Origin of the sequence: Roseibium album, assembly GCF_965233825.1 — a bacterium.
Lineage (GTDB): Bacteria > Pseudomonadota > Alphaproteobacteria > Rhizobiales > Stappiaceae > Roseibium > Roseibium album.
In genome coordinates, this window is the sequence record NZ_OZ247583.1 from 1,035,468 (window position 1) to 1,058,458 (window position 22,991).

Genomic DNA, 22,991 nt, shown 5'->3' on the forward strand with positions numbered 1-22,991 from the left:
CTGCTCAAGCCTTCTTGCCCTTACATAATACGCAAACCGGCGCCCCCAATGAAAAAGAGAAACGCCGGTCGAATTTGATCGATGAAATTTGCTTCAGCTCTTCGCCAGGCCGACACGCAAATCCGTTGCCTTGTAGATCTGTTCGCCGTCAGCCTTCAGCCAGCCGTCAGCAATACCCAGAACCAGGCGCCCCTTCATGATCCGTTTGAAGTCAACGCCGTATTCCACGAGTTTGACGTCCGGTGTGACCATGCCCTTGAATTTGATCTCGCCGGTTGAAAGCGCCATGCCCTTGCCCGGAAGGCCGAGCCAGCCAAGGAAAAAACCGGTCAGCTGCCAGAGCGCATCCAGACCGAGACAGCCCGGCATGACCGGGTTGCCCTGAAAGTGACACGGGAAAAACCAAAGATCCGGCTTGATGTCGAATTCCGCGCGCGCATACCCCTTGTCGTATTCGCCGCCCGTCTCGGACAACTCCGTTATCCGGTCGAACATCAGCATCGGCGGGAGTGGCAGCTGGGCATTGCCGGGGCCAAAGAGCTCGCCGCGGCCGCAGGCGAGTAGAGCTTCGTAGTCGTAGCTGGAGCGGCGCTCGGTCATTCAGGATCCGTTTTCTTGCTTCCTACCCATTATCCCTAGGTGGAACGGGTTAGTTTTTCGTTCTGTTTGCGGCGCCTTCCTACCACAGGGGAACCATGACCGAAAGATGTCACATGAGCCAAATTTCAGGGATTTACAGGCTATTTGGCGAGATTCGAATGAAAGATCAGACCGATTGTCTTCGCGCCGTCAGCTTGCACGTCGCGGTAAAAACTTGCATTTTAGGCACAAGAAATGGCAGAACTAGCCGAAGACCTGCGGAAAAAGTTCCTTAACGAAGGTGGGATAGTGTGAAAACGGCCATCCGAAACAAGGACTTAGATTTGGACAGATTTGGAATGACGACGCACAGGGAATTGGAAACGGCCGGCAAGGATGTGACCGGCATGCTGCGAACAGCGGGCTTGCGGCCGACGCGCCAGCGTGTGTCCCTGGCAGAATTGCTTTATTCCAAGGGTGATCGCCACATTTCAGCGGAACTTCTTCATGAAGAAGCGGTCGGGGCCGACGTCCCGGTTTCGCTGGCGACGGTCTACAACACGTTGCACCAGTTCACAGAAGCAGGCTTGTTGCGCGAAGTCGCGATCGACGGCAACAAGACCTATTTCGACACAAATGTTTCCGATCACCATCACTTCTTCATCGAAGGCGAGAACCGCGTGATCGATATTCCAGGTGAAGGCGTCGGTATCGGCAAGCTTCCCGAAGCCCCTGAAGGCATGGAAGTCGTGCGCGTCGATGTCGTCGTGCGCGTGCGCGAGAAGCGCTGATTACTCAGCGGCCGAAAGGTCCCGTTTCACATCATAGATAAAATAGTCGGACGTATCGTCATACGCCGCCAGGTAAATCTGACCTTTTGAAACAAATCCGATTTTCAAAAGAAGACTGGCGGATCTGTCATTCTCTGTGTGAGTGATTGCGCACAGGCGCGGTAGATCCATGTTCTGCGCAACATACGCCAAAACCGCTCGGGCAGCTTCAGCCGCATACCCCTTGCCGCGGCTGTCCTGCAGAAAGGCGTAGCCGAGGTCGGGGTGGTCCAGCTCATCGCGAACGACAAGACCGCAAGCGCCGATCGGTCTGCCTGTTTCCTTCAGTTCCACCAGCCACAGACCGACCCCGTGATCTGCAAATTGCACAAGCGTTTTGCCTTCGATGTAGCCGACTGCATCTTCGTCCGAACGAATGCCCCGATCGGCTATGAAGCGATGGTAATCCGGCTCGTTCATCAGCGTTCTGTAAAAGACGGCATCATCCGGCGTCGGTAGGCGAAAGGTCAGACGCGTGCTTTCCGGAAACGGTTCTGCGGTAACAGTCAAGCGATTTTATCCTTTTCAATCAACGCTCTGGTCCGCACAGCGATTTCGGGGATCGCGTCGAATTTTTCCTTTTCCCGGCTCTTGCAGAGATCGTAGATCACGCAGCGCCTGCATTCCGGCTTGCGTGCCTTGCAGATATAGCGTCCATGCAGGATCAACCAGTGATGGGCATGCAGGGAATATTCCGCCGGAACAGCCTTCTCCATGGCCTTTTCGACGTCGAGCGGGGTCTTTCCAGGAGCGATTCCAATCCGGTTACCGAGGCGGAACAGATGCGTATCGACCGCGATCGTCGGATGACCAAAATAGATATTCAGCACAACATTGGCGGTTTTCCGACCGACGCCTGGCAATTCTTCGAGCGCTTCGCGATTTTCCGGAACCTCTCCGCCGTGGTCGCGAAGCAGTTGTTCGGACAGGAGAACGACGTTTTTCGCCTTGTTCTTGTAAAGACCGATCGTCCGGATCTCTTCCCGGACCCTGTCCTCGCCAAGAGCCATCATTTTTTCAGGTGTATCCGCAATCTTGAAGAGGTTCTTCGTTGCCCGGTTGACACCGACATCCGTTGCCTGGGCCGACAAGACAACCGCGACCAGCAGTGTGAAGGCATTGACATAGTCGAGTTCGCCTTCCGGTTCGGGGTTGTCAGCGTGAAATCTCTGAAAGATGGCGAACGTCTCGGCCTTGCTGTACCGGGACCGTTTCAGCACCTTGCCGGGATTGTCGACGGACGGCGTTGTTTTTCCCGCCTGTTTCCGTTTCGCAGTCTGCCTGGGTGATTTGCTTTTGGCTGAGCTCTTTGCTTGGGTCATGAACTCTCTATAATCAAACCTCATGAGTGAGAACAATTCGAAACCAGAGATTAGTGACCGGTCGAAGGATATGGACAGTCCTTTTTTCTCGGCTGTTTTGACACCGTACAGGTCCTTGGGCCCGAACGGTTTCATGATCCTGATGCTTTGTTTCGGCGCGGTCAGCTTTGCCGCGGGCATCCTGTTCTGGAGCATAGGTGCCTGGCCGGTCTTCGGATTCTTCGGTCTCGACATCGCCCTGCTCTGGTTCGCGTTCCGGATGAACTATCGGTCCGCGAAAACCTATGAAGAGGTTGTTGTGTCCCGTAACGACCTGATCATTCGCAAGGTCGGGCCGGGCAAACGCTTCCAGGAATTCAGGTTCAACCCGTTCTGGGTCAGGCTTTCGATTGAGCGTGTCGAAGACGAAGGCGTCGTGAAAATCACGCTGACGAGCCGGGGTGAGTCGGTCGATCTCGGCAATTTTCTCAATCCGGACGACCGGACAAGCTTTGCCGGCGCCATGGCAAATGCACTCGCCGTGGCGAAGGCGGGCTGACCTCAGGTAGTCTCCTGGGCTGTACCGGGTTGAATTCGCAATGTTGCCATCAGCACGATGAGTGCAACGACAGAGGAGCAGGCGGCGACATAGAGCACCGTCTTGAAGTCGGTCGCACTTGCAATGATGCCCATGGAAACACTGCCGATCATGCCACCCAGAAACAGGCTGTTCATGTAAATGGCGGTTGCCCGACCGGGGCGGTCTGGCGCGAAACTTTGCACGAAGCTGATCGAAACGCCGGCAAACAGGCCGTAATAGACACCTTCCATCACGGAAACGGCAATTACATGCCAGAGTTCGGTGACCTGGGTGAACAGCAGCATGCTTGTCGCGGCAAGAATCGAGGCAAGCACAAGAACCTGACGGATACCGATGCGTTCGGCCAGGCGCACGGACCCGAAGATCACGAACACTTCCACCAGGCATTTGACCGATAGGGACAGTCCGGGCGTGGATCCGGGAAGGCCGGTTTCCTGAACGAAAAACAGCGGCATGGCGGAAACGAACAGCGTGTTGGTGACGACGAAGCCGAGACATGTCAGCCCGGCGATCAGAAGGCCCCAGTTGACGGGCTCGTCCTTACTTTTGACTTTCGGCTTGGTGTTCGATCTGAAATCGGCCGGTATCGATAGCCACGCAAGCACCAGGAATATAAGGCCGACGACAAACGCGCAGAAAAAGGTGACCGAGAAGCCGTATTGGGCAACCAGGGTAAAGGAGGCCGCGGGTCCGATCATCCAGGCAAGGGATACGGTCATGCGAAGCCATGAATTGATCCGCGCGACATCCAGATCGTTGCGTTCGGCGTAGATGCGGCCATAGGTGAAAATCGTGCCCGATCCCATGTTCGCCAGACCCATCAGCGGCGCGACGAGCAGCACCAGCATCAGGAGGCTTGAAACCTGTGTCAGCAATGCTGTCAGGACAATGAACGCGCAGATGGAGATGAGCAGCAACCGTTTTACCAGAAAACCGTGATCCAGCCGCTCGCCAGCCCATCGGTTGGCAACCAGGGTGAGCGGCATCACCAGCCCGGTATAGAGCCCCACCTGCCATGGCTTCGACCCGAGCCCCTCGACGATGAAAAAGCTCATCAGCGGTATGAGCGCAGATGCACCAAGGCTTTTGGTGAACTGCAGCAGCATTATCAACAGCACCTGTCGCGGGAGCTGCGCAGAAGAAAACATGATCGGAATGGCCGCTTTAAGAGGAGGCTTTGGAAGCGGTGTCAACCTAATCCGACTTTCCGGTCAGGTCACGTAAAAAGCGCAATCAGCCGTCACCACCCGCCTGAAGCGTCTTGAGCTGGTACAACGCTTCAAGGGCTTCCCTTGGTGTCATGTCGTCGGGAGCAAGTTCCGTCAGGGCTTCGCTGACAGGGTTCGGTTTTGCCGGATCGGCGGCGCCGCCGGGAGGCTTTGTTGTGATATTGGCAAAAAGCGGTAACTCGTCGATCAGGCTTTCCGCGGGCGAGCGCCGGTCCTGTTCCTCGAGTTGGCCGAGAACCTGCTTCGAACGCTCGACGACCATTGCAGGAAGACCTGCGAGCTTGGCGACCTGGATACCATAGGACCGGTCGGCTGCCCCGGGGACGATTTCATGAAGAAAAATGACGTCGCCGTTCCATTCCTTGACGGATACGGTGGCGTTTGAAAGCCGATCGAGCTTGGCCGAAAGTGCCGTCAATTCGTGATAGTGCGTCGCAAAGAGCGCCCGGGACTTGTTGACTTCGTGCAGGTGTTCGATCGTCGCCCAGGCGATCGACAAACCATCGAATGTTGCCGTGCCGCGGCCGATTTCATCCAGAATGACCAGTGATCGGTCGCCTGCCTGATTGAGAATGGCGGCGGTCTCGACCATTTCGACCATGAAGGTGGAGCGGCCACGTGCCAGGTCGTCGGCGGCTCCGACACGCGAAAATAGCCGGTCCACCACGCCGATATGGGCTTCAAGTGCGGGAACGAAGGACCCCATCTGGGCAAGGACGGCAATCAGCGCGTTTTGCCGCAGGAAGGTCGACTTACCTGCCATGTTGGGGCCGGTGATGAGCCAGATATGGCCAATTTCCTCCGACGCATCCGGTCCGAGGTTGGCATCATTCGCGACAAAACTCTCCCCACCGGTTTTCCTGAGCGCCAGCTCGACGACCGGGTGACGACCACCCTTGATTTCGAAAGCCCGGCTGTCGTCGATCACGGGCCTGGAATAGTTTTCCTCCTGCGCGAGTTTTGCCAGCGCTGCGGACACATCCAGAATGCTCAGACCATGGGCCGCCGCCTTGATTGCATCACCTGTCTCGATGATCGCCTGACCAAGCTGATCGAAGATTTCCAGTTCTATGGCCAGTGCCCGTTCGCCGGCGCTGGCAATCTTGGATTCAAGATCGGCCAGTTCCGTGGTTGTGAACCGCATGGCACCCGCCATTGTCTGCCGGTGAATGAACCTTGCCGGATCGGCGGTCAGCTTTTCCGTTTGGGCGGTTGGAGCCTCGATGAACCAGCCAAGCACGTTGTTGTGCTTGATCTTCAGGGATCTGAGGCCGAGTTCTTCCGAGTATTCCGCCTGCAGTTTGGCAATCACCTTGCGGCTTTCGTCACGCAGCGAACGCAGTTCGTCGAGATCGGAATTGTATCCGGTTGCAACAAAGCCACCATCCCGTTTCAGAAGAGGCGGTTCTTCCTTGATCGCGGCGACAAGTTGCGTGCCCAGTTCATGTGGTGCCTGTTCCAGGCTCGCACGGGCAGCGGCAATTTCTGCCGGAATATCTCCATTCCGGGTCTGGTCGAGTACGGCGCGCGCGGCAGCGAGACCCTGTGCGACACTGAGAATATCGCGTGGTCCTCCGCGGTTGAGGGCAATCCTGGAAAGCGCGCGAGCCATGTCTGGCGCGCCTTTTAACGTCTGGCGCAATCCTTCACGCTTGATTTCATTGGTGAGGAAAAACGCAACCGAATCGTGCCGGTGATGAATGGCGTCGACATTGACCAGCGGCCCGGCGAGGCGGCTCGCCAGCAGACGGGAGCCGCCTCCGGTCACGGTCCGGTCTATAGTGGCCAGCAGTGACCCTTGCCTTTCGCCGGAAAGCGTGCGGGCCAGTTCGAGATTGGCGCGGGTCGCCGGATCGATCAGCATGCGTCCGGCGCCCGCCTCGCGCATTGGGGGATCGAGCGGTGGGCGTTCGCCCAGTTGCGTGCGTTCGATATAGGACAATATTCCGGCGGCTGCCGACAGTTCCGCCCGGCTGAATGTGCCGAAGCCGTCAAGGGTTTTCACGCCAAAATAATGGGCCAGCCGGTCGCTGGCCGTCGAACTGTCGAAAAAGGCGCGCGGGACGGGTGACAGGGAACCGCCGGACTGTTCGGCGACGAGCCGGAGGTCGCTTTCCTGCAGCAGCGAGTCGGCAAGGATCAGTTCGCGGGGTGACACTTGCGCCAGATCGGCGGCCAGTCTTTGCTGATCGGTTTCAGACAGCTGAAACGAACCGGTGGACATGTCGATCCAGGCAAGCCCGAAGACGGCATCACCCGATAGCGAACCGCCTTTGAGGCGGGTCAGCGCCATCAGGTAATTGTTGGTGCCGGCGTCCAGAAGGCGTTCTTCGGTCAGAGTTCCGGGCGTCACCAGCCGGACCACGTCACGGCGCACGACGGATTTGGAGCCGCGTTTCCTTGCTTCCGCAGGATCCTCGGTCTGTTCGCAAACCGAAACCCGGTGTCCCTTGGCAATCAGTTTCTGCAGATAGTCGTCGGCCGTATGCACGGGCACGCCGCACATCGGGATGTCGTCTCCCTGGTGTTTGCCGCGCTTGGTGAGCGTGATGCCGAGCGATTGTGAGGCAATTTCCGCGTCTTCGAAAAACAGCTCGTAGAAATCACCCATCCGGTAGAACAGGAGACTGTCCGGATTGGCGGTCTTTATCTCGATATACTGGGCCATCATCGGCGTCACTTTTTGATCGGCCGGGGCTGTTTTCTGCGCGTTCTGTCCACTCATGACAAATACGTACCAAACCTCGCCCGCCATTCCACAAAAGGGTTATGCCTTCTTGGCTTGAGGCTTCATTTTCCAGGGGATAAGGTCGGTGTCCCGCCTCGATAAGAAGTGCGACCAGGAGGAAACACCCGCGCCATGTCCACCGATAAGACTTCGCCAAAAACCAGTGTCAGCTTTACGGATCAGGAAGCTCTTCAGTTTCACCAACAGGGCCGGCCCGGCAAGCTCGAGGTCACACCGACCAAGCCGATGGCCACGCAGCGCGATCTGTCACTGGCCTATTCGCCAGGTGTGGCGGTACCTGTCTTGGCGATAGCGGATGATCCAAGCCGGGCATATGACTACACCACCAAGGGCAATCTGGTTGCCGTGATCTCCAACGGTTCCGCCATTCTGGGCCTGGGCAATCTTGGCGCGCTCGCCTCCAAACCCGTGATGGAAGGCAAGGCGGTTCTGTTCAAACGTTTCGCCGACGTGGATTCAATAGATCTTGAAGTCGAGACCCAGGACGTTGAGGAGTTCATCAATTCCGTGCGCTACCTCGGTCCCTCTTTCGGTGGCATCAATCTGGAAGACATCAAGGCGCCCGACTGTTTCATCATCGAGCAGCGTTTGCGCGAATTGATGGATATTCCGGTCTTTCACGACGATCAGCACGGTACGGCGATCATCGCGGCGGCGGGACTTTTTAATGCGCTGCACCTCACGGGGAGAGACCTGAAGACAACGAAGGTCGTGTGCAACGGCGCCGGGGCGGCAGGCATTGCCTGTATCGAACTTGTCAAGGCAATGGGAGTTCCCCATGACAACGTCACGCTATGCGATACCAAGGGTGTTATCTACAAGGGCCGTGCCGAGGGTATGAACCAATGGAAATCGGCTCATGCGATCGAGACGTCCGACCGGTCACTGTATGATGCAATGAAGGGTGCGGATGTTTTCCTGGGTGTTTCGGTCAAGGGCGCTCTGACATCGGACATGCTGCGCGTCATGGCGCCAAACCCGATTATCTTTGCGATGGCCAATCCGGACCCGGAAATCACGCCGGAGGATGCCGCGGCCGTTCGTGATGATGCAATTGTTGCCACCGGCCGGTCCGACTATCCGAACCAGGTCAACAATGTGCTCGGGTTTCCCTATATATTCCGCGGCGCGCTCGACGTTCACGCGACAACAATCAACGACGAGATGAAAGTTGCATGCGCTCACGCATTGGCGGAGCTTGCGCGCGAGGAAGTGCCCGACGAGGTGGCTGCCGCCTATCGCGGCAACCGTCCGAAATTCGGTCCGGAATATATCATCCCCGTTCCGTTCGATCCCCGGTTGATCCACGCCATCCCGCCAGCCGTCGCACAGGCCGCAATGGATTCAGGCGTCGCCAGACGCCCGATCGTCGACATGGAGGCCTACAAGCACCAGCTTTCGGCCCGGCGCGATCCGATTGCCGGAACGTTGCAGCGGATTTTCACCAAGGTCCGCCAGCAGCCCAAGCGCGTCGTCTTCGCCGAAGGTGAGGAAGAGCCGGTCATCCGTGCGGCTGTCGCATTCGCTTCGCAGGGTCTTGGCGAAGCGATTCTCATCGGCCGGGAGGACGAGATCAATTCCATGGCTGATCAGGCGGGTGTCGATATCGATCGCCCCGGTGTTTCCATCCAGAATGCCCGTCTCTCGGATCGGAATGAGGACTATGCGCAATATCTTTATGGCCGCCTTCAGCGCAAGGGTTACCTGCTGCGCGATTGCCAGCGCATGGTCAACAACGACCGGAATTACTGGGGGGCCATCATGGTGGCCCGCGGAGACGCTGATGCCATGGTGACCGGTCTTACGCGGAACTATTCGGTCGCGCTCGATACGGTCAAGGCAACCATCGATCCGAAACCCGGGCACCGGGTCATCGGCGTGTCGTTGGCTCTTGTCCGGGGCAAAACCGTTCTGATCGCCGACACGGCGGTGATCGATATGCCGAATTCGGAAGAACTCGCCGACATCGCGGAAGAAGCTGCCCATGTCGCGCGCAAGCTCGGCTATGAGCCGCGTATCGCAATGCTGGCCTATTCCACCTTCGGTCATCCGCGCGGGGAGCGGTCTGAAAAAGTCATCGAGGCGGTCAAGATCCTCGACCGCCGGCGGGTGGATTTCGAATATGACGGGGACATGGCTGCCGACGTCGCCCTGAACATGGACCGGATGGCTGCTTACCCGTTCTGCCGTCTTTCAGGTCCGGCGAACGTCCTGGTCATGCCGGCGTTCCACTCCGCTTCGATTTCCACAAAGATGCTCCAGGAACTGGGTGGGGCCACCGTCATCGGCCCACTTCTGACCGGCTTCGACAAGTCGATTCAGATCCTGCCGATCGGAGCCAAGGACAGCGACATCGTCAACATGGCGGCAATTGCGGCGTTCAACGTGTCCTGACTCGCTTATCGGCAAGTCATTTACGAAAAGATCATCCCCGCCGGTGCGGGGATGACAGGATGCATGTGCGTGACAGGTCAGTCAGCCTTGAGTAATCTCGGCCAGTCTGTCCGGTAAAGAGTGCTGTTCTGTCCAGGCACGCAGTGTTTCGGCAAAGAGTTCATTGTCGTTTGCGATCCAGCCGTGTCCCAGGCCGGGGACGAGCCGGGAAGTGCAATTCGGCATGGCAGCCTGAAATGCCGACAGTGAAGCGAGAATGGCCGGATGCTCCTTTTCGCCTGCGACCACCAGGGTTCGTGTTGCAACGTGCGAAAGCTCCGGCGATGCATCGAAATCGAGCGCCAGAGATCCGATTTTCCGCATCGTTCTGGAAGATGCATTCGAGCGTCCGGAAGCCTGGCTGATCAGCTTTGTATCCGATACGCCCATGGATCGGGCCATCTTCTCGCGGTTCCTCTTGGAGTTCATCATCCAGGTCGAAGCATGCATGATCGCTCGGATAAACACCGAGGCCGGAATAGGATTGTGTTGAAAACCGCTGAAGATCGCACTTTCCACGAGATGTGGATGGCGAACCAACAGCCGGAAGCCGACATAAGAGCCCAAGGACAGTCCGGCGAGATGAACGGGCTTGGGATCAAGGCTTTCGATCAACTCGGCAACCCGGTCACTGGCATCGTCAAAATCGGTGAAGGGTACGCCTTCCGATTTTCCGTGACCTGGTAAGTCCGGACATATGCAATTGAACCCGGAAAGAAGTTCTGCGGACCGTGTCCAGATTCGCCCGTCGAACCCCGCTGCGTGGAGAAGAACGATCGACTTCTGCTCGTTCGATCCGGAGTGGCGGTAGTGAAGCATTCAATTTGCCTTCAAGCTCTGAAATGCGGAATTACGGATAATTGCCACCTGGTTGATCGGGATGTTTGCGCCTGACTTGGCACCGGGTCGACGCAATAAGCCGGAAATCCCCTTTTGACAAACTCTTCCGCACCGGCGATACCTCGATCCCATGTCTGATATTCAAGTCAAAATCTGCGGTCTGTCGACAGAAGAAACCATGGAAGCCGCGCTCGATGCCGGGGCGGACATGGTCGGGCTGATGTTTTTTCCGAAAAGCCCCCGCCATGTCTCGTTGAGCAAGGCCTGCAAGTTGGCGGATATGGCGCGCGGCAAAGCAGAGATCGTGGCGGTAACCGTGAATATGGACCCGGACGGATTGTCGCGGATCAGGGAGCTCGTAAACCCGGATATGATCCAGTTTCACGGCTCGGAAGCGCCGGAAGCGCTTGCCGCGGCAAAGGTGATGCAGGGCACCAAGGTCATGAAGGCCCTGTCGGTTGGCGAACGGGAAGATCTGGAACGCGCCCGGTACTACTCTATTGTAGCGGATTGGATCCTGTTTGATGCCAAGCCACCCAAGGACTCGGAGCTACCTGGCGGCAATGGTGTGTCCTATGACTGGACACTCCTGAAAGATCTTGACCTGGAAAAGCCTTTCCTGCTTTCAGGAGGCCTGGATCCGGCGAACGTAGGCGATGCTATTCGGCAAAGCGGCGTGAAGGCGGTTGATGTATCTTCCGGTGTCGAGCGGGACAAGGGCGTCAAGGACAGTGAACGAATTCGCGCTTTTGTGGCGGCGGCCAAAAGCGCCTGATTTCCGGACTTGCCGGTTTAAGGAGTAAACGCGTGAACGATATGGCGAACAGTATCCGGACAGGTCCGGATGATCGCGGGCATTTCGGAATATTCGGCGGCCGTTATGTCGCCGAGACGCTGATGCCGTTGATTCTTGATCTGGAACAGCAGTACGAAAATGCCAAGAACGATCCGGCATTTCATGCCGAGATCGAGACGCTGAACACCCACTACACGGGCAGGCCCTCACCGCTGTATTTTGCAGAACGGCTGACGGAAGAACTCGGCGGCGCAAAAATTTATTTCAAGCGCGACGAGTTGAACCATACCGGATCGCACAAGATCAACAACTGTCTCGGCCAGATCCTGCTTGCCAAACGCATGGGCAAGACCCGCATCATCGCTGAAACCGGCGCGGGACAGCACGGTGTGGCCACGGCAACCGTCTGTGCCCGTTTCGGCTTGCCTTGCGTGGTCTACATGGGTGCCACCGATGTCGAGCGTCAAAAGCCGAACGTCTTTCGCATGAAGCTGTTGGGTGCCGAAATCGTTCCCGTGACTGCCGGTGCCGGCACGCTCAAGGATGCCATGAACGAGGCATTGCGTGACTGGGTGACGAATGTCGAGGATACGTATTATCTGATCGGAACGGCAGCCGGCCCGCACCCCTATCCGGAAATGGTCCGCGACTTCCAGTCTGTGATCGGCAAGGAATTGCGGGAACAGATGATGGAAGCCGAAGGCCGTCTTCCTGACGCGCTGGTTGCTGCGGTCGGTGGCGGCTCCAACGCGATCGGACTGTTCCATCCGTTCCTCGATGAGGCTGATGTCAGGATCTACGGTGTCGAGGCAGGCGGGCGTGGTCTCTCCGGCGAGGAGCATTGCGCATCACTGACGGCCGGCAAGCCGGGTGTCTTGCATGGGAACCGCACCTATCTTCTGCAGGACGATGACGGGCAGATCTTTGAAGGTCACTCGATTTCGGCAGGCCTGGATTATCCCGGCATCGGTCCGGAACATTCCTGGCTCAAGGAGATTGGCCGTGTGGAATATGTTCCTGTCATGGATGATGAGGCGCTGGACGCTTTCCAGATGTTGACCCGCGTCGAGGGCATAATTCCGGCACTCGAACCTGCCCATGCGCTTGCCCATGTCGTCAAGCTGGCGCCACAGATGGACAAGGACCAGATCCTGGTGATGAACCTGTGTGGACGCGGTGACAAGGATGTTTTCGCGGTTGGCCAGATGCTGGGCTTCGACATGTAGCTGTTCGCCTGCAGAATTGCATTCAAAAGCCGTGCGTCAGGGACGCGCGGCTTTTTTTCTGATCGGCTTTTGCCTCAGCAATGCTTCAAGCAGATCCTGTCTGCCGCGCGCATCCAGGTTCGCTGCCTGTTTCAGCAAGGCCGGATCGGTTCCGTCGTCCGGTTGCCTGTTTTCTGTATCCCTCTGTGAAGCGGTAATGTTCAAACTCCTGACACGCCGCCAGATCAATTCATGCAACGGTCTGGGCGCAGGTTCGAAAAGCGAATGGGCCACTTGCAGCTCCTTTCTTGATTGTGCGGGAATCAATATAGGCGCACCTTGTGCACTTTTAAACCGCCAATTCTGCATTTTTGCCCAACGAGCCATGCAGTTTTCACGGCAGATTTGATCAATCAGGCAGACAGATATTCCAGAACAGCATTGCTGCAATGCAATCCTGTCGGTTGTTTGCAGTGCAGCAATGACTATCTTGGAGGCCGGACAAGGACGGAAAGAAGTTCCGTCTGGTCAACAGGAAGGAAAATTGAGATGAACTTCGATCTTCTGACAGGTTTTGTCCGTGACATCCGCTCAGCTCGCCGCGTTGCGAACGAGTTTGAACGCCTGAACCGGATGAACACTCAAGAACTTGCCCGGCTTGGCCTGGATCGCACCCAGATCTCCAGCTACGCATTCAACAAGCACTTCAATCAGCTCTAGTTCAAGGAACCTGTCCGGACGCCCGGGTTGTCGCTGGAAGGACAGTTGTCGATCGGGCATCTTGCCGGATTGGTACGTTCTTGATTGACATCCGCTTGCCCGCTCCCCTACATCGCACTGGGTTCAAACTGAGTAACGGGGCCGCGCAATGCGCGGCAAGGGTGAAGCTGCATGACGGAAACGCGTATCGATCGCCGCTTTAAGGCCTGTGCCGATGCAGGCAGGCCTGCCTTGGTCACCTTCATCACTGCGGGCGATCCCGATCTGGAAACATCCCAGGCGGTCCTGAACGCGCTCCCCGAAGCCGGTGCCGACGTTATCGAACTGGGCATGCCGTTCTCCGATCCAATGGCAGAAGGAATCCCGATCCAGCTTGGCAACCAGCGCGCGCTTGCCGCAGGCCATACCATGGACAAGACCCTGCAAATGGTGCGCAGGTTCCGGGAACAGGATGACGATACCCCGATCATTTTGATGGGTTACTACAATCCGATCTATGTCCGCGATCCGGAGAAATTCGTGAAAATTGCCCGGGATGCAGGCGTTGATGGCTTCATCATTGTCGACATCCCTGCCGAGGCAGACGACGAGCTTTGCATTCCGGCGCTGGAGGCGGGACTGAATTTTATCCGCCTCGCCACTCCCACCACCGACGACAAGCGGTTGCCTGCTGTTCTGGCCAATACCTCCGGATTCGTTTATTACGTTTCAGTCACCGGTATCACCGGCGCCAATATCGCAGACACGGGACGCGTGACCCAGGCGGTCAACCGCATCAAGAGCCACACGGATCTGCCTGTCGCTGTCGGTTTTGGCGTGAAGACGGCTGACCAGGCGGCAGTCATCGGCAAGGATGCCGACGGGGTCGTCGTCGGTTCGGTTCTCGTGAATGCCATTCGTGACAGCCTGGACGAGGCAGGCAAGGCAACAGACAGGACCGTCAATGCGGTTTCGGCTCTTGTCCGGGATCTGGCTTCCGGCTGCGCAAGAGCCCGTTCGAACTGAACCGGGTTGTTTGAATTGAACGATTTCAGGTGGACCCCATATCTCCGCCTAGTCATTACTCGAGTAAACGGACGCGTTTGACGTGAACTGGATCAACTCTATCGTACGCCCCAAGATCCGCGACCTTTGGAAAAAGCGCGAAGTTCCGGAAAATCTCTGGATCAAGGATCCGGAAACCGGTGAGATGGTGTTCCATCGCGATCTGGAGGCCAATCTCTGGGTGGTACCCAATTCCGGCCATCACATGCGCATGCCTGCGCGCAAGCGTGTCGAAACCTTTTTCGATGACGGCAACTATTCAGACGTCAAGACACCCGAAGTTCAGGCGGATCCCCACAAGTTCAGGGACTCCAAGCGATACACGGATCGGCTGAAGGAAGCGCGCGCGAAGTCCGGCGAGGAAGAAGCCATTCTGGTTGCCCAGGGCAAAGTCAACGGCATGGACATGACCATTGCCGTGCAGAACTTTGACTTCGTTGCAGGGTCGCTGGGCATGGCAGCCGGGGAAGCCATTCTTGCAGGCATGATGAAAGCGGTGGAAGACAAGACGCCTTTCATCATGTTCGCGGCCTCCGGCGGTGCCCGCATGCAGGAAGGCATTCTGTCCCTGATGCAGATGCCGCGCACAACGGTTGGCGTTCAGATGCTGCGCGAGGCCGGACTGCCCTATATTGTTGTCCTGACCAATCCGACCACCGGGGGCGTATCCGCATCCTATGCGATGCTGGGCGACGTCCATATTGCCGAACCGGGTGCGCAAATTGGCTTCGCCGGACGGCGCGTCATCGAACAGACAGTTCGCGAAAAGTTGCCCGAGGATTTCCAGACGGCTGAATATCTGCTCGATCACGGCATGATCGACATGGTTGTTCCGCGGCTGGAGCTGAAGGAAACGATCGCCCGGATATGCGGCATTCTGCTGAAGCGCGAAGTTGAGCTGCCGAAGCTTGAAGCGCCCGTGACAGAAGAAGTTGAAGACGAATCCATCGCCGAAGACCCGGCCGAAGAAGCCGAATCCGATGACAAGGACGCCAAGGAAGCGGAACCGGCGAGCTGATAGTCGGACAGTTTTCCCGCTGGATTTTCCCGAAAATGTCGCGAAAGCGGCATATCCCGACAATTCCGCCCGGTTCGCTTGTCAAGCGGCTGGCCATCCCCTAAACGCGTAATTGGATCAAGGAACACCCAGTCTGTCTGGACTGGATGTTCCGAAGCCGGCTGGCTTCGAGGAGACAGCGCATCTTTTCGTCTTTCAAGAGGCAGACGGATGCGGAAGCGAAACACGGGACAGAGGACCCTTCGGAGGGCGCCTTGGATCAGATAACGAAAATCCTGGACAGATTGCTTGCACTGCATCCAAAGGAGATTGATCTCTCCCTGGGACGCATGCACCGGCTGCTGGCAGCGCTGGGCAATCCTGAAAACCGGCTTCCTCCGGTTGTCCATGTTGCCGGCACCAATGGCAAGGGATCGGTGACGGCGACCATGCGCGCGATCCTCGAAGCCTCCGGTAAACGCTGCCATGTCTATACCTCGCCGCACCTTGTATCCTTCAATGAGCGCATCCGGCTTGGAACGGACGGCAGCTTCGTTACCGATCCTGTGCTATACGACGCGCTTCATCGATGTGAAGAAGCCAATGCCGGTGAGGAAATCACCTTCTTCGAAATCACCACGGCGGCGGCTTTGCTGATTTTCGCCGAACACCCGGCGGATATTCTGCTTCTGGAGGTCGGTCTTGGCGGGCGCCTTGATGCGACAAATGTCATCGATCAACCTGTCGTGACGGTCATCACACCCGTTTCCATGGACCACGAGAAGTTTCTCGGTGACGATCTTGCGGTGATCGCAGCGGAAAAGGCGGGTATCATCAAGCAAGGTGTTCCTGTGGTCTCCGCCGCGCAGCCGGAAGAAGCGTTTCCCGCAATTGTCCGCCAGGCGGCGCGGAAACGCGCTGCTCTCAAGGTCTTTGGACAGGATTTTGTCGCACAACACGATCAGGGCCGTATGGCGTTTCAGGACGACGACGGGCTGATCGACCTGCCGCTTCCGGTGCTGGGCGGAGGTCACCAGTTTGCCAACGCCGGCCTCGCGATTGCCGCACTCAAGGCGGCTGGCTTGCTGCCGGACGAAACCACGATTACCGAAGGCTTGAAGTCGGTGAACTGGCCTGGACGGCTGCAGCCGGTCATGCACGGATATCTGCTGGATTTGTGTCCGGAAGGCGCAGAGGTCTGGATCGACGGCGGTCACAACCCCGGTGCGGGCGTATCGGTCGCGCAGTTCATGGGCGAACAGGAAGAACGATCACCTCGGCCGCTCTATCTTGTCGCGGGCATGCTGACGACCAAGGATCCCGTCGGGTATTTCCTCCCGTTTCATGGCCTTGTGCGTCATGTCGGGACCGTGCCGATATCCACGACCACGACCGCCAGATCACCGGAAGACCTTGCGGACCTTGCACGCTGTGCCGGATTGGAAGCAACACCGTTTCCTTCACTGGACGCGGCGCTGGCAGATGTGGCAGCCTGTGCCGAAAAGGATGGCGAGCCGCCCAGGATCCTGATCTGCGGTTCGCTCTATCTTGCCGGTGAAGCCTTGGCACGGAACGGAACAGCTCCGGACTGATGTATCACCGGGACCCCCATGGAGGCCTGTTGGGATGCATATGTCTTTCAAATTTTCTGCTGGAGCAACTGCTCTTCTGCTCGGCGTGCTACTCACCGGTGCCCCCGCGCTGTCATTGTCAGAGCAGTACGAAACGCCGCCCGAACAGGATCCGGCAGTTGTGCTCGAGGGCAAGGAAAATGGTCCGGGCTATGCGGTCCTGTCGCCAGTGCGCAGTGATGGTTTCCTGCGTATCTATCAGTTGCAGACCGATCAGGGTGTTGAACAGATAGAGGGCGACGGCCTTCTGAAACTCCGGCTTTCGGAGATCAGGGTCCTGATCGCGCTCGAAAGCCTCAAGAACGATGCAAGCTTCGTGGACGGCCTCAAACAGGCCGCGATGAAACCGGTCGATTTTGTCGAAAGCACTGTCACTGACCCGGTCGGCACCGCGAAAAGCACGGTATCCGGTGTTGGCCGCATGTTCGGCAGGTTGACCAAGGGCGTCGAAGCGGCGGTCTCCGGGAAAGGCGGTTCACCGGCTGAACTGGCCAAATCGATCACCGGGCAGGCCCGCGCCGAACGGGAACTGGCGGTTGAACTGGGAGCGGACCCCTACACCTTCTACGCGCCTCTGTCGAAGAAGCTCAATGAAACAGCGAGCGTGACCACCGCTGGAAACTGGACAGTGACCGCAATTACCGCCCTTTTGCCCGGCGGGATGATTGTGTCTGCCGCGCGCCAGGCGGACAATTTCCGCACATTGATCGTCGACAGCACGCCGGCAGAGCTTGCGGAGCGGACAGCAGGAACTTTGCGCGCCGCCGGCGTTGCGGAGCAAACGATATCCCGGATCGCGAAAAATCCATTCTACACGGCCTCGGAAAAGGCAGTCATTGCCTATCAGCTGCAGGCCATGCCGACCGTGCAGGATCTGGACTTGATCGCTGCCAAGGCAGCCGACGCGGAAAGCCGTGACATCGCGTATTTTCAGCTCCGCCGGGTCGTGCTCCTCGAAACCTACAACCGGACAATCTCCGGACTTGGCCAGATCAGGGAACTCAACGGTATCCCGGTCGCAATTCGTAAAGACGGACTTGCCGCTGTCGTCCTGCCACTCGACATGGTCGCCTGGACCCAGACCGTTGCACAAACCTTCTCTTCGATGCACGAAGGCATGGCCGGCTTGCCGTTCCCGCCTACGGGGGTCGATTTCCTGATCACCGGTGACCTGACGCCCATGGCTGCCGAACGGCTCACCGCATTCGGCTGGGAAATCACCGGCAATTACCCGATGCCGGAAGGGCCGGTGCACTAGACACGTTCGCTTTGTCATTCAGGTGAAGACGGGGATCCGGCAAAGGCAGGCCTTGGGAACTGGATCCCGGTTTTGGCGAAAGACGCCAAACCGGGATGGCAACCAATTCCCTGAGACTTTGAAATGTCTTTTGTCCTCTCAAACACACTCCAGTACCGGCCCGGACAATCCGGATTCCCAACCGAGGATGGCGCGTTTGCGGGTGAGGCCCCAGTGGTAACCTCCGATCTGACCGCCTTTGGCCAGGACCCGGTGACACGGCACCACGAAGGAAATCGGATTGCGCCCGACTGCTGATCCGACAGCGCGCGAAGCCTTGGGGTTTCCGATCGAGGCGGCAACATCGGAATAGGTGGTTGCCTGACCCATCGGAATCTTCAGCAGGGTCTGCCACACCCTGATTTCGAAATCCGTCCCGATCATGACCACGTTGAGCGGCTGATCTTCACACCATTTGTCGGGATCGAACACGCGTTGTGCATATGAAGAAGTGGCGTCCTGATCATGGGAATAGATTGCCGCCGGCCAGCGCTCGCACATGTCCTCCAGGGCGCTCTGCTCTTCGCCCGGATCCGCAAACCCGAGACCTGCAAGTCCCTTGTCCGTTGCCAGGATCAGCACCTGGCCGAAAGGAGACGGGTGAAAGCCATAGACAATCTGGAGGCCTTCGCCGCGAGCCCGGTAGTCGCCAGGCGTCATGGCTTCATGGGTGATGAAAAGATCGTGCAGGCGGGACGAGCCGGACAGACCGACTTCGTAGGACGCATCCAGAACGCTCGCGGAGTCCCGCAGGAGCGCCTTGGCATGGTCCAGCGTGATGGCCTGCAGAAACTGCTTTGGCGTCAGCCCCGCCCAGCGCGAAAACACTCTCTGCAGCTGGATGGGCTGAAGCCTTGCTTCCTTTGCCAGTTGTTCGAGCGTCGGCTGCTCGCGCCAGTCCTCGGTGATCCTCTTCAGGGTCTGCCGGACGACGGCATAGTTTTCGGCCGCCTCTTCGCCTACGGAAATCGGTTCGGGTCCGGGGGTGAGGCTGGAAAGATCGATTGCCTTGGTCATTTCAAACTCGTCGCTTGATCAATTTAGAAGCGATTTTAGGTGACGGAGCAAGGAAGCGCGACCCGTTTTGCGAGGGCCGGCCTATTGGCTGGGCAGAACGGCTGGGCCCTTGCGGGTGTTCAGGAGCAGATTGGTCTCCGATCCGGTAATGCCCTCGATCAGGCGAATGCGGTTGAGTGCATCGTCGAAGGCAGCGAGATCTCTTGTCGCAACATCCAGGACAAGATCCCATTTGCCGTTTGTCGAATGGATTGCCCGGACCTCTGTCATGGCGCTCAAGGACCGGATAACAGGATCCGTGTTGTGACCGGCAACCACCAGAAGGGTTATCGCCCTGATTGGCAGATCACGCCAGTCGTCGCGCAGAACGGCCGTAAATCCCAGAATCTCTCCGGTAACCTGCAGCTTTTCCATGCGTGCGCGGACCGTTGCCCGAGACACTTTCAGATCACCTGCCAAATCGGACACGGATCGTCGCCCATCATGTCGCAACAGAGAAATTAATCGAAGATCCAGATCATCCATTTTATCAACTTGGTTAGTTTCGCTTTCCAATATGATAAGTTCTGCTGCTCTTTTGCGCAAGTCACGGGATTTACTCCGCCGCTCCGTATCCGCACAATTCTGGGATTGAGGCATTTGGAGGACAAAGTGATCGTGTCCAGGAAACAGATAGTGCTGGTCGGGGCGCCTGTTGACGACGGAGCAGGCCAGAAGGGCTGCCTGATGGGCCCGGACGCGATCCGGACCGCAGGCCTGCTGGAACAACTCGAGGCGCTGGGCCACGTGGTCGCCGATCATGGCAACCTGACGCCGTCGAAGGCCTTTGAGGTCGCCTCCCCCAATCCTGTTCTGAAAAACTTCCGGTCCTATGCCGGTTGGACCCGCGCACTTCATGCAAAGTCCTGGGAACTCGGTTTGCAGTCGGTGCTTCCCATCTATCTGGGCGGGGATCACGCGATGGCGGCCGGTACCGTTTCCGGCCAGGCGCGGGCAGCAGCGGAACTTGATCGTCCGTTATTCGTTCTCTGGTTGGATGCCCACTCCGATTTTCACACGCTCGACAGCACCGACAGCGGCAACTTGCATGGGACTCCCCTGGCCTTTGCCTGCGGCCTTCCGGGTTTCGATGAGTTGCTCGGCGCTCCGCTGGAGCACACGGTGTGCCCGGGGAACGTGGAAATTCTTGGTGTCCGGTCGATCGATGCAGCCGAGCGCGAAATGCTGCTCAGCCACGGCGTCGGCGTCAGTGACATGCGCCGCGTCGACGAGGACGGCATTGCGTCGTCGCTGAAACCGTTTCTGGATCGGGTCCGCGCGGCGAACGGTCTTCTTCACGTCAGCCTCGATGTGGATTTTCTGGATCCCGAGATCGCACCGGCGGTCGGAACCACTGTTCCGGGCGGTGCAACATTCCGCGAGGCGCATCTGGTCATGGAGATGCTTCATGACAGTGGTCTTGTGACGTCTCTCGATCTTGTCGAACTCAATCCGTTTCTGGATGACCGAGGCAAGACCGCCCGCTTGATGGTTGACCTGACGGGCAGCCTGTTCGGGCGCCGTGTCTTTGATCGGCCGACACGAAGCTTCTAGAGCATCCTGCGTTCGGAAGAACACACAAGGATGCTCTATCACTTTGGAATCGATCAACTTTTTGATGTTCAACCGGTTCCGGTTGCAAATCCGTTGATCTGGAGGAAAAGATAAGATGATTGCCGCAAACCACAATCCGAAGCCGTCGGAACTGGCCTTTGTTCCCTTTGTCAGCGTCGACGACATGATGCGCAACATTCGCACCATTGGCGTGGAAAAGGCGATAGTCGGCATCGCCGAATACATCGAGCAGGATTTTCTGCGCTGGGAAAGTTTCGACAAGAAGCCACGTATCCCGGCGCACGCGCCCCAGGGCGTAATCGAGCTGATGCCCACCAGTGACGGTGAAACCTTCGGCTTCAAATACGTCAACGGTCATCCGCAGAACGTCCGTGAAGGGCTGCAGACCGTGACCGGTTTCGGAGTTCTGTCGGAACTGTCCACCGGATACCCGGTTCTCTTCACCGAGATGACGATACTGACCGCCCTGCGTACAGCTGCAACCTCGGCATTGGCGGCCAAGTACCTGGCACCGGCGGGATCGACGACCATGGCGATCATCGGCAACGGTGCCCAATCCGACTTCCAGAGCCTTGCTTTCAAGGAAATGCTCGGCATTACGGAGATCCGCGCCTACGACATTGATCCGGAGGCCAGCATTCGTCTTGCGCGGAACCTTGCCGATTCCGGCCTGAATGTCACCATCTGCAAGACGCCGGAAGATGCCATCGAAGGAGCACAGGTCGTCACAACGGTCACGGCGGACAAGAAATATGCCACGATCCTGACAGACAACATGGTTGGCTCAGGTATCCATATCAATGCAATCGGCGGCGATTGCCCGGGCAAGACGGAGCTGCACAAGGACATCCTTCTGCGGTCGGACATTTTTGTCGAGTTGCCCGAGCAGACCAGAATCGAAGGCGAACTGCAGCAGCTGCAGGAAGATCACCCGGTAACCGAACTCTGGCAGGTCTATGCAGGCAAGGCGCCGGGCCGTACTTCGGATGATCAGATCACGCTGTTCGACAGTGTCGGCTTCGCCATCGAGGATTTTGCCGCGCTCCGCTACATCCGTGATCTTCTTCCAAGAACGGGACATTTCGAAAAGCTCGACCTGCTGGCGGATCCTGACGATCCGCGCGACCTCTACGGCATGGTGTTGCGCTCAGGTGCGGTCGACGACAATCAAGCGGCATGAGATCAAAAAGACCGCGAAAACCAGACTGGCCACCGCGACTGCGGTGGCTTTTTTCTTTTGTGCGCGCGCTTTCTGCACGGTGGGAATTCATGGCGCGGGACCGGATACTCCTGTCTCCTGCACAAACGAATGGAGACTTGGTCTCGCCCGGTGAATTTCCGTTTAGCCCAGTGCTGCTTCGATCTCCGCGACGACTGCATCCGCGGCGGAGCCGGGGTCTCCGGCCTGGCTGATCGGCCGTCCGACCACCAGATAATCGCTGCCGGCCCGGATGGCGTCTTCCGGCGTCATGACACGGCGCTGGTCTCCCGCAGCGCTGCCCGCCGGGCGGATACCGGGCGTGACTATCACCAGGTCATCGCCAAGGATCGAACGCATGTTCGAGGCTTCCGTTGCCGCGCAGACAATGCCACCCATCCCCGCTTCGCGCGCGTCCCGAGTGCGGGCCTCGACCACATCTGCCAAAGGCCCCCGGTAACCGGCGGCCACCAGATCTTCTTCATCCATGGACGTCAGTACCGTTACACCGAGCAGGCAGAGTTCGGGATTGCCTTCTTCCATCAGTCCACGAACAGCTGCGCGCATGGTCTTCGGATAGCCATGCAACGTCATGAAGGCCACGCCCATCTTGGCAACATTGCGGACAGCCTTGGTAATCGTGTTGTCGATGTCGTGAAGCTTGACGTCGAGAAAGATCTTCTTGCCGTCCGCAGCCAGGTCCCGCGCAAACTCGAGCCCGCCGGCAAACTGCAATTCCATGCCGATCTTGTAGACGCCGACCTTGCCTTCGGTTCGACTGACAAGCGTTTCCGCTTCCTTGAGTGTGGGGACGTCGACAGGCAGCATCAATCGGTCAAGCGCGGTGTTCGGGGCGAACAGGCTGGTCGGCATGGAGCGGGCTCCTTTCAGGATATTGGGAAAGCGCCCC

Annotated in this window: 22 protein-coding genes; 12 read left to right on the plus strand and 10 right to left on the minus strand. The window is 57.9% G+C overall.

The features are described from left to right. Positions 1-93 precede the first annotated feature (93 nt). Positions 94-600 carry a 3-hydroxyacyl-[acyl-carrier-protein] dehydratase FabA gene (fabA, locus tag ACO6TI_RS04890; protein ID WP_029060682.1) on the minus strand — a complete coding sequence of 169 codons (507 nt, stop codon included), beginning with the start codon at positions 598-600 and terminating at the stop codon, positions 94-96. Positions 601-938: 338 nt separating this feature from the next. Between fabA and irrA the strand changes: the two genes are divergently transcribed. Further along, positions 939-1,370 (plus strand): iron response transcriptional regulator IrrA, encoded by a 432-nt coding sequence (gene irrA / locus ACO6TI_RS04895; RefSeq protein WP_029060681.1) that lies wholly within the window; start codon positions 939-941, stop codon positions 1,368-1,370. Here the strand turns inward: irrA and ACO6TI_RS04900 are convergent, their stop codons facing one another. Beyond that, positions 1,371-1,919: a GNAT family N-acetyltransferase gene (locus ACO6TI_RS04900; RefSeq protein WP_422384461.1), complete on the minus strand. Its 549-nt coding sequence runs from the start codon at positions 1,917-1,919 to the stop codon at positions 1,371-1,373. Further along, a complete protein-coding gene (gene nth, locus ACO6TI_RS04905; protein WP_196900130.1) occupies positions 1,916-2,731 on the minus strand; it encodes an endonuclease III in 816 nt (271 codons plus the stop codon). Before nth ends, ACO6TI_RS04900 begins: the two co-directional genes overlap by 4 nt. A gap of 22 nt (positions 2,732-2,753) precedes the next feature. On the opposite strand from nth, the gene ACO6TI_RS04910 reads away from it, so the two are divergent. Beyond that, the gene (locus tag ACO6TI_RS04910; RefSeq protein WP_422384462.1) at positions 2,754-3,269 is read left to right on the plus strand and encodes a DUF2244 domain-containing protein; all 516 of its coding nucleotides are present in this window, start codon (positions 2,754-2,756) and stop codon (positions 3,267-3,269) included. Positions 3,270-3,271: 2 nt separating this feature from the next. Here the strand turns inward: ACO6TI_RS04910 and ACO6TI_RS04915 are convergent, their stop codons facing one another. Both ACO6TI_RS04915 and mutS read right to left on the minus strand, forming a co-directional pair. After that, positions 3,272-4,417, minus strand: a complete 1,146-nt coding sequence (locus tag ACO6TI_RS04915; RefSeq protein ID WP_209004687.1) for an MFS transporter — start codon at positions 4,415-4,417, stop codon at positions 3,272-3,274. A 127-nt stretch (positions 4,418-4,544) separates the two neighbouring features. Further along, entirely contained in the window at positions 4,545-7,265 is a 2,721-nt protein-coding gene (mutS, locus tag ACO6TI_RS04920) for a DNA mismatch repair protein MutS (RefSeq protein WP_422384463.1), read from the minus strand. 135 nt (positions 7,266-7,400) lie between these two features. Between mutS and ACO6TI_RS04925 the strand changes: the two genes are divergently transcribed. After that, entirely contained in the window at positions 7,401-9,683 is a 2,283-nt protein-coding gene (locus tag ACO6TI_RS04925; RefSeq protein ID WP_055115690.1) for an NADP-dependent malic enzyme, read from the plus strand. An 81-nt stretch (positions 9,684-9,764) separates the two neighbouring features. On the opposite strand, the gene ACO6TI_RS04930 is transcribed toward ACO6TI_RS04925, so the two are convergent. Continuing rightward, positions 9,765-10,541 carry an alpha/beta fold hydrolase gene (locus ACO6TI_RS04930; RefSeq protein ID WP_422384464.1) on the minus strand — a complete coding sequence of 259 codons (777 nt, stop codon included), beginning with the start codon at positions 10,539-10,541 and terminating at the stop codon, positions 9,765-9,767. Positions 10,542-10,692: 151 nt separating this feature from the next. On the opposite strand from ACO6TI_RS04930, the gene ACO6TI_RS04935 reads away from it, so the two are divergent. Both ACO6TI_RS04935 and trpB read left to right on the plus strand, forming a co-directional pair. Then, positions 10,693-11,337: a phosphoribosylanthranilate isomerase gene (locus ACO6TI_RS04935; RefSeq protein ID WP_082442515.1), complete on the plus strand. Its 645-nt coding sequence runs from the start codon at positions 10,693-10,695 to the stop codon at positions 11,335-11,337. Positions 11,338-11,378: 41 nt separating this feature from the next. Further along, positions 11,379-12,584: a tryptophan synthase subunit beta gene (gene trpB, locus ACO6TI_RS04940; RefSeq protein ID WP_422385294.1), complete on the plus strand. Its 1,206-nt coding sequence runs from the start codon at positions 11,379-11,381 to the stop codon at positions 12,582-12,584. A gap of 36 nt (positions 12,585-12,620) precedes the next feature. Here trpB and ACO6TI_RS04945 read toward each other — a convergent pair whose 3' ends face one another. Continuing rightward, the gene (locus tag ACO6TI_RS04945; RefSeq protein WP_108875732.1) at positions 12,621-12,857 is read right to left on the minus strand and encodes a hypothetical protein; all 237 of its coding nucleotides are present in this window, start codon (positions 12,855-12,857) and stop codon (positions 12,621-12,623) included. A gap of 255 nt (positions 12,858-13,112) precedes the next feature. Between ACO6TI_RS04945 and ACO6TI_RS04950 the strand changes: the two genes are divergently transcribed. The 5 genes from ACO6TI_RS04950 to ACO6TI_RS04970 all read left to right on the plus strand — a co-directional run bounded on the left by ACO6TI_RS04950 (position 13,113) and on the right by ACO6TI_RS04970 (position 18,213). Next, complete coding sequence (locus ACO6TI_RS04950; RefSeq protein ID WP_156958551.1) at positions 13,113-13,283, plus strand: hypothetical protein; 171 nt, start codon at positions 13,113-13,115, stop codon at positions 13,281-13,283. Between the two features lie 171 nt (positions 13,284-13,454). Then, entirely contained in the window at positions 13,455-14,288 is an 834-nt protein-coding gene (gene trpA, locus ACO6TI_RS04955; protein ID WP_422384465.1) for a tryptophan synthase subunit alpha, read from the plus strand. Between the two features lie 82 nt (positions 14,289-14,370). Next, on the plus strand, positions 14,371-15,345 hold the full coding sequence (gene accD, locus ACO6TI_RS04960) for an acetyl-CoA carboxylase, carboxyltransferase subunit beta (RefSeq protein WP_055115310.1): 975 nt from the start codon (positions 14,371-14,373) through the stop codon (positions 15,343-15,345). A 254-nt stretch (positions 15,346-15,599) separates the two neighbouring features. Continuing rightward, complete coding sequence (locus ACO6TI_RS04965) at positions 15,600-16,916, plus strand: bifunctional folylpolyglutamate synthase/dihydrofolate synthase (protein ID WP_055115692.1); 1,317 nt, start codon at positions 15,600-15,602, stop codon at positions 16,914-16,916. A 40-nt stretch (positions 16,917-16,956) separates the two neighbouring features. Beyond that, on the plus strand, positions 16,957-18,213 hold the full coding sequence (locus ACO6TI_RS04970; protein ID WP_108875796.1) for a hypothetical protein: 1,257 nt from the start codon (positions 16,957-16,959) through the stop codon (positions 18,211-18,213). 138 nt (positions 18,214-18,351) lie between these two features. Here ACO6TI_RS04970 and ACO6TI_RS04975 read toward each other — a convergent pair whose 3' ends face one another. Together ACO6TI_RS04975 and ACO6TI_RS04980 are read right to left on the minus strand one after the other, a co-directional pair. Then, complete coding sequence (locus ACO6TI_RS04975; protein WP_108875735.1) at positions 18,352-19,269, minus strand: methylated-DNA--[protein]-cysteine S-methyltransferase; 918 nt, start codon at positions 19,267-19,269, stop codon at positions 18,352-18,354. 81 nt (positions 19,270-19,350) lie between these two features. Continuing rightward, complete coding sequence (locus tag ACO6TI_RS04980; RefSeq protein WP_055115315.1) at positions 19,351-19,794, minus strand: Lrp/AsnC family transcriptional regulator; 444 nt, start codon at positions 19,792-19,794, stop codon at positions 19,351-19,353. Between the two features lie 126 nt (positions 19,795-19,920). Between ACO6TI_RS04980 and rocF the strand changes: the two genes are divergently transcribed. Continuing rightward, entirely contained in the window at positions 19,921-20,862 is a 942-nt protein-coding gene (gene rocF / locus ACO6TI_RS04985; protein WP_055115694.1) for an arginase, read from the plus strand. 115 nt (positions 20,863-20,977) lie between these two features. Then, complete coding sequence (locus ACO6TI_RS04990) at positions 20,978-22,063, plus strand: ornithine cyclodeaminase (protein WP_422384466.1); 1,086 nt, start codon at positions 20,978-20,980, stop codon at positions 22,061-22,063. Positions 22,064-22,225: 162 nt separating this feature from the next. On the opposite strand, the gene pyrF is transcribed toward ACO6TI_RS04990, so the two are convergent. Beyond that, positions 22,226-22,954: an orotidine-5'-phosphate decarboxylase gene (gene pyrF, locus ACO6TI_RS04995; RefSeq protein WP_422384467.1), complete on the minus strand. Its 729-nt coding sequence runs from the start codon at positions 22,952-22,954 to the stop codon at positions 22,226-22,228. Between the last annotated feature and the right edge of the window lie 37 nt (positions 22,955-22,991).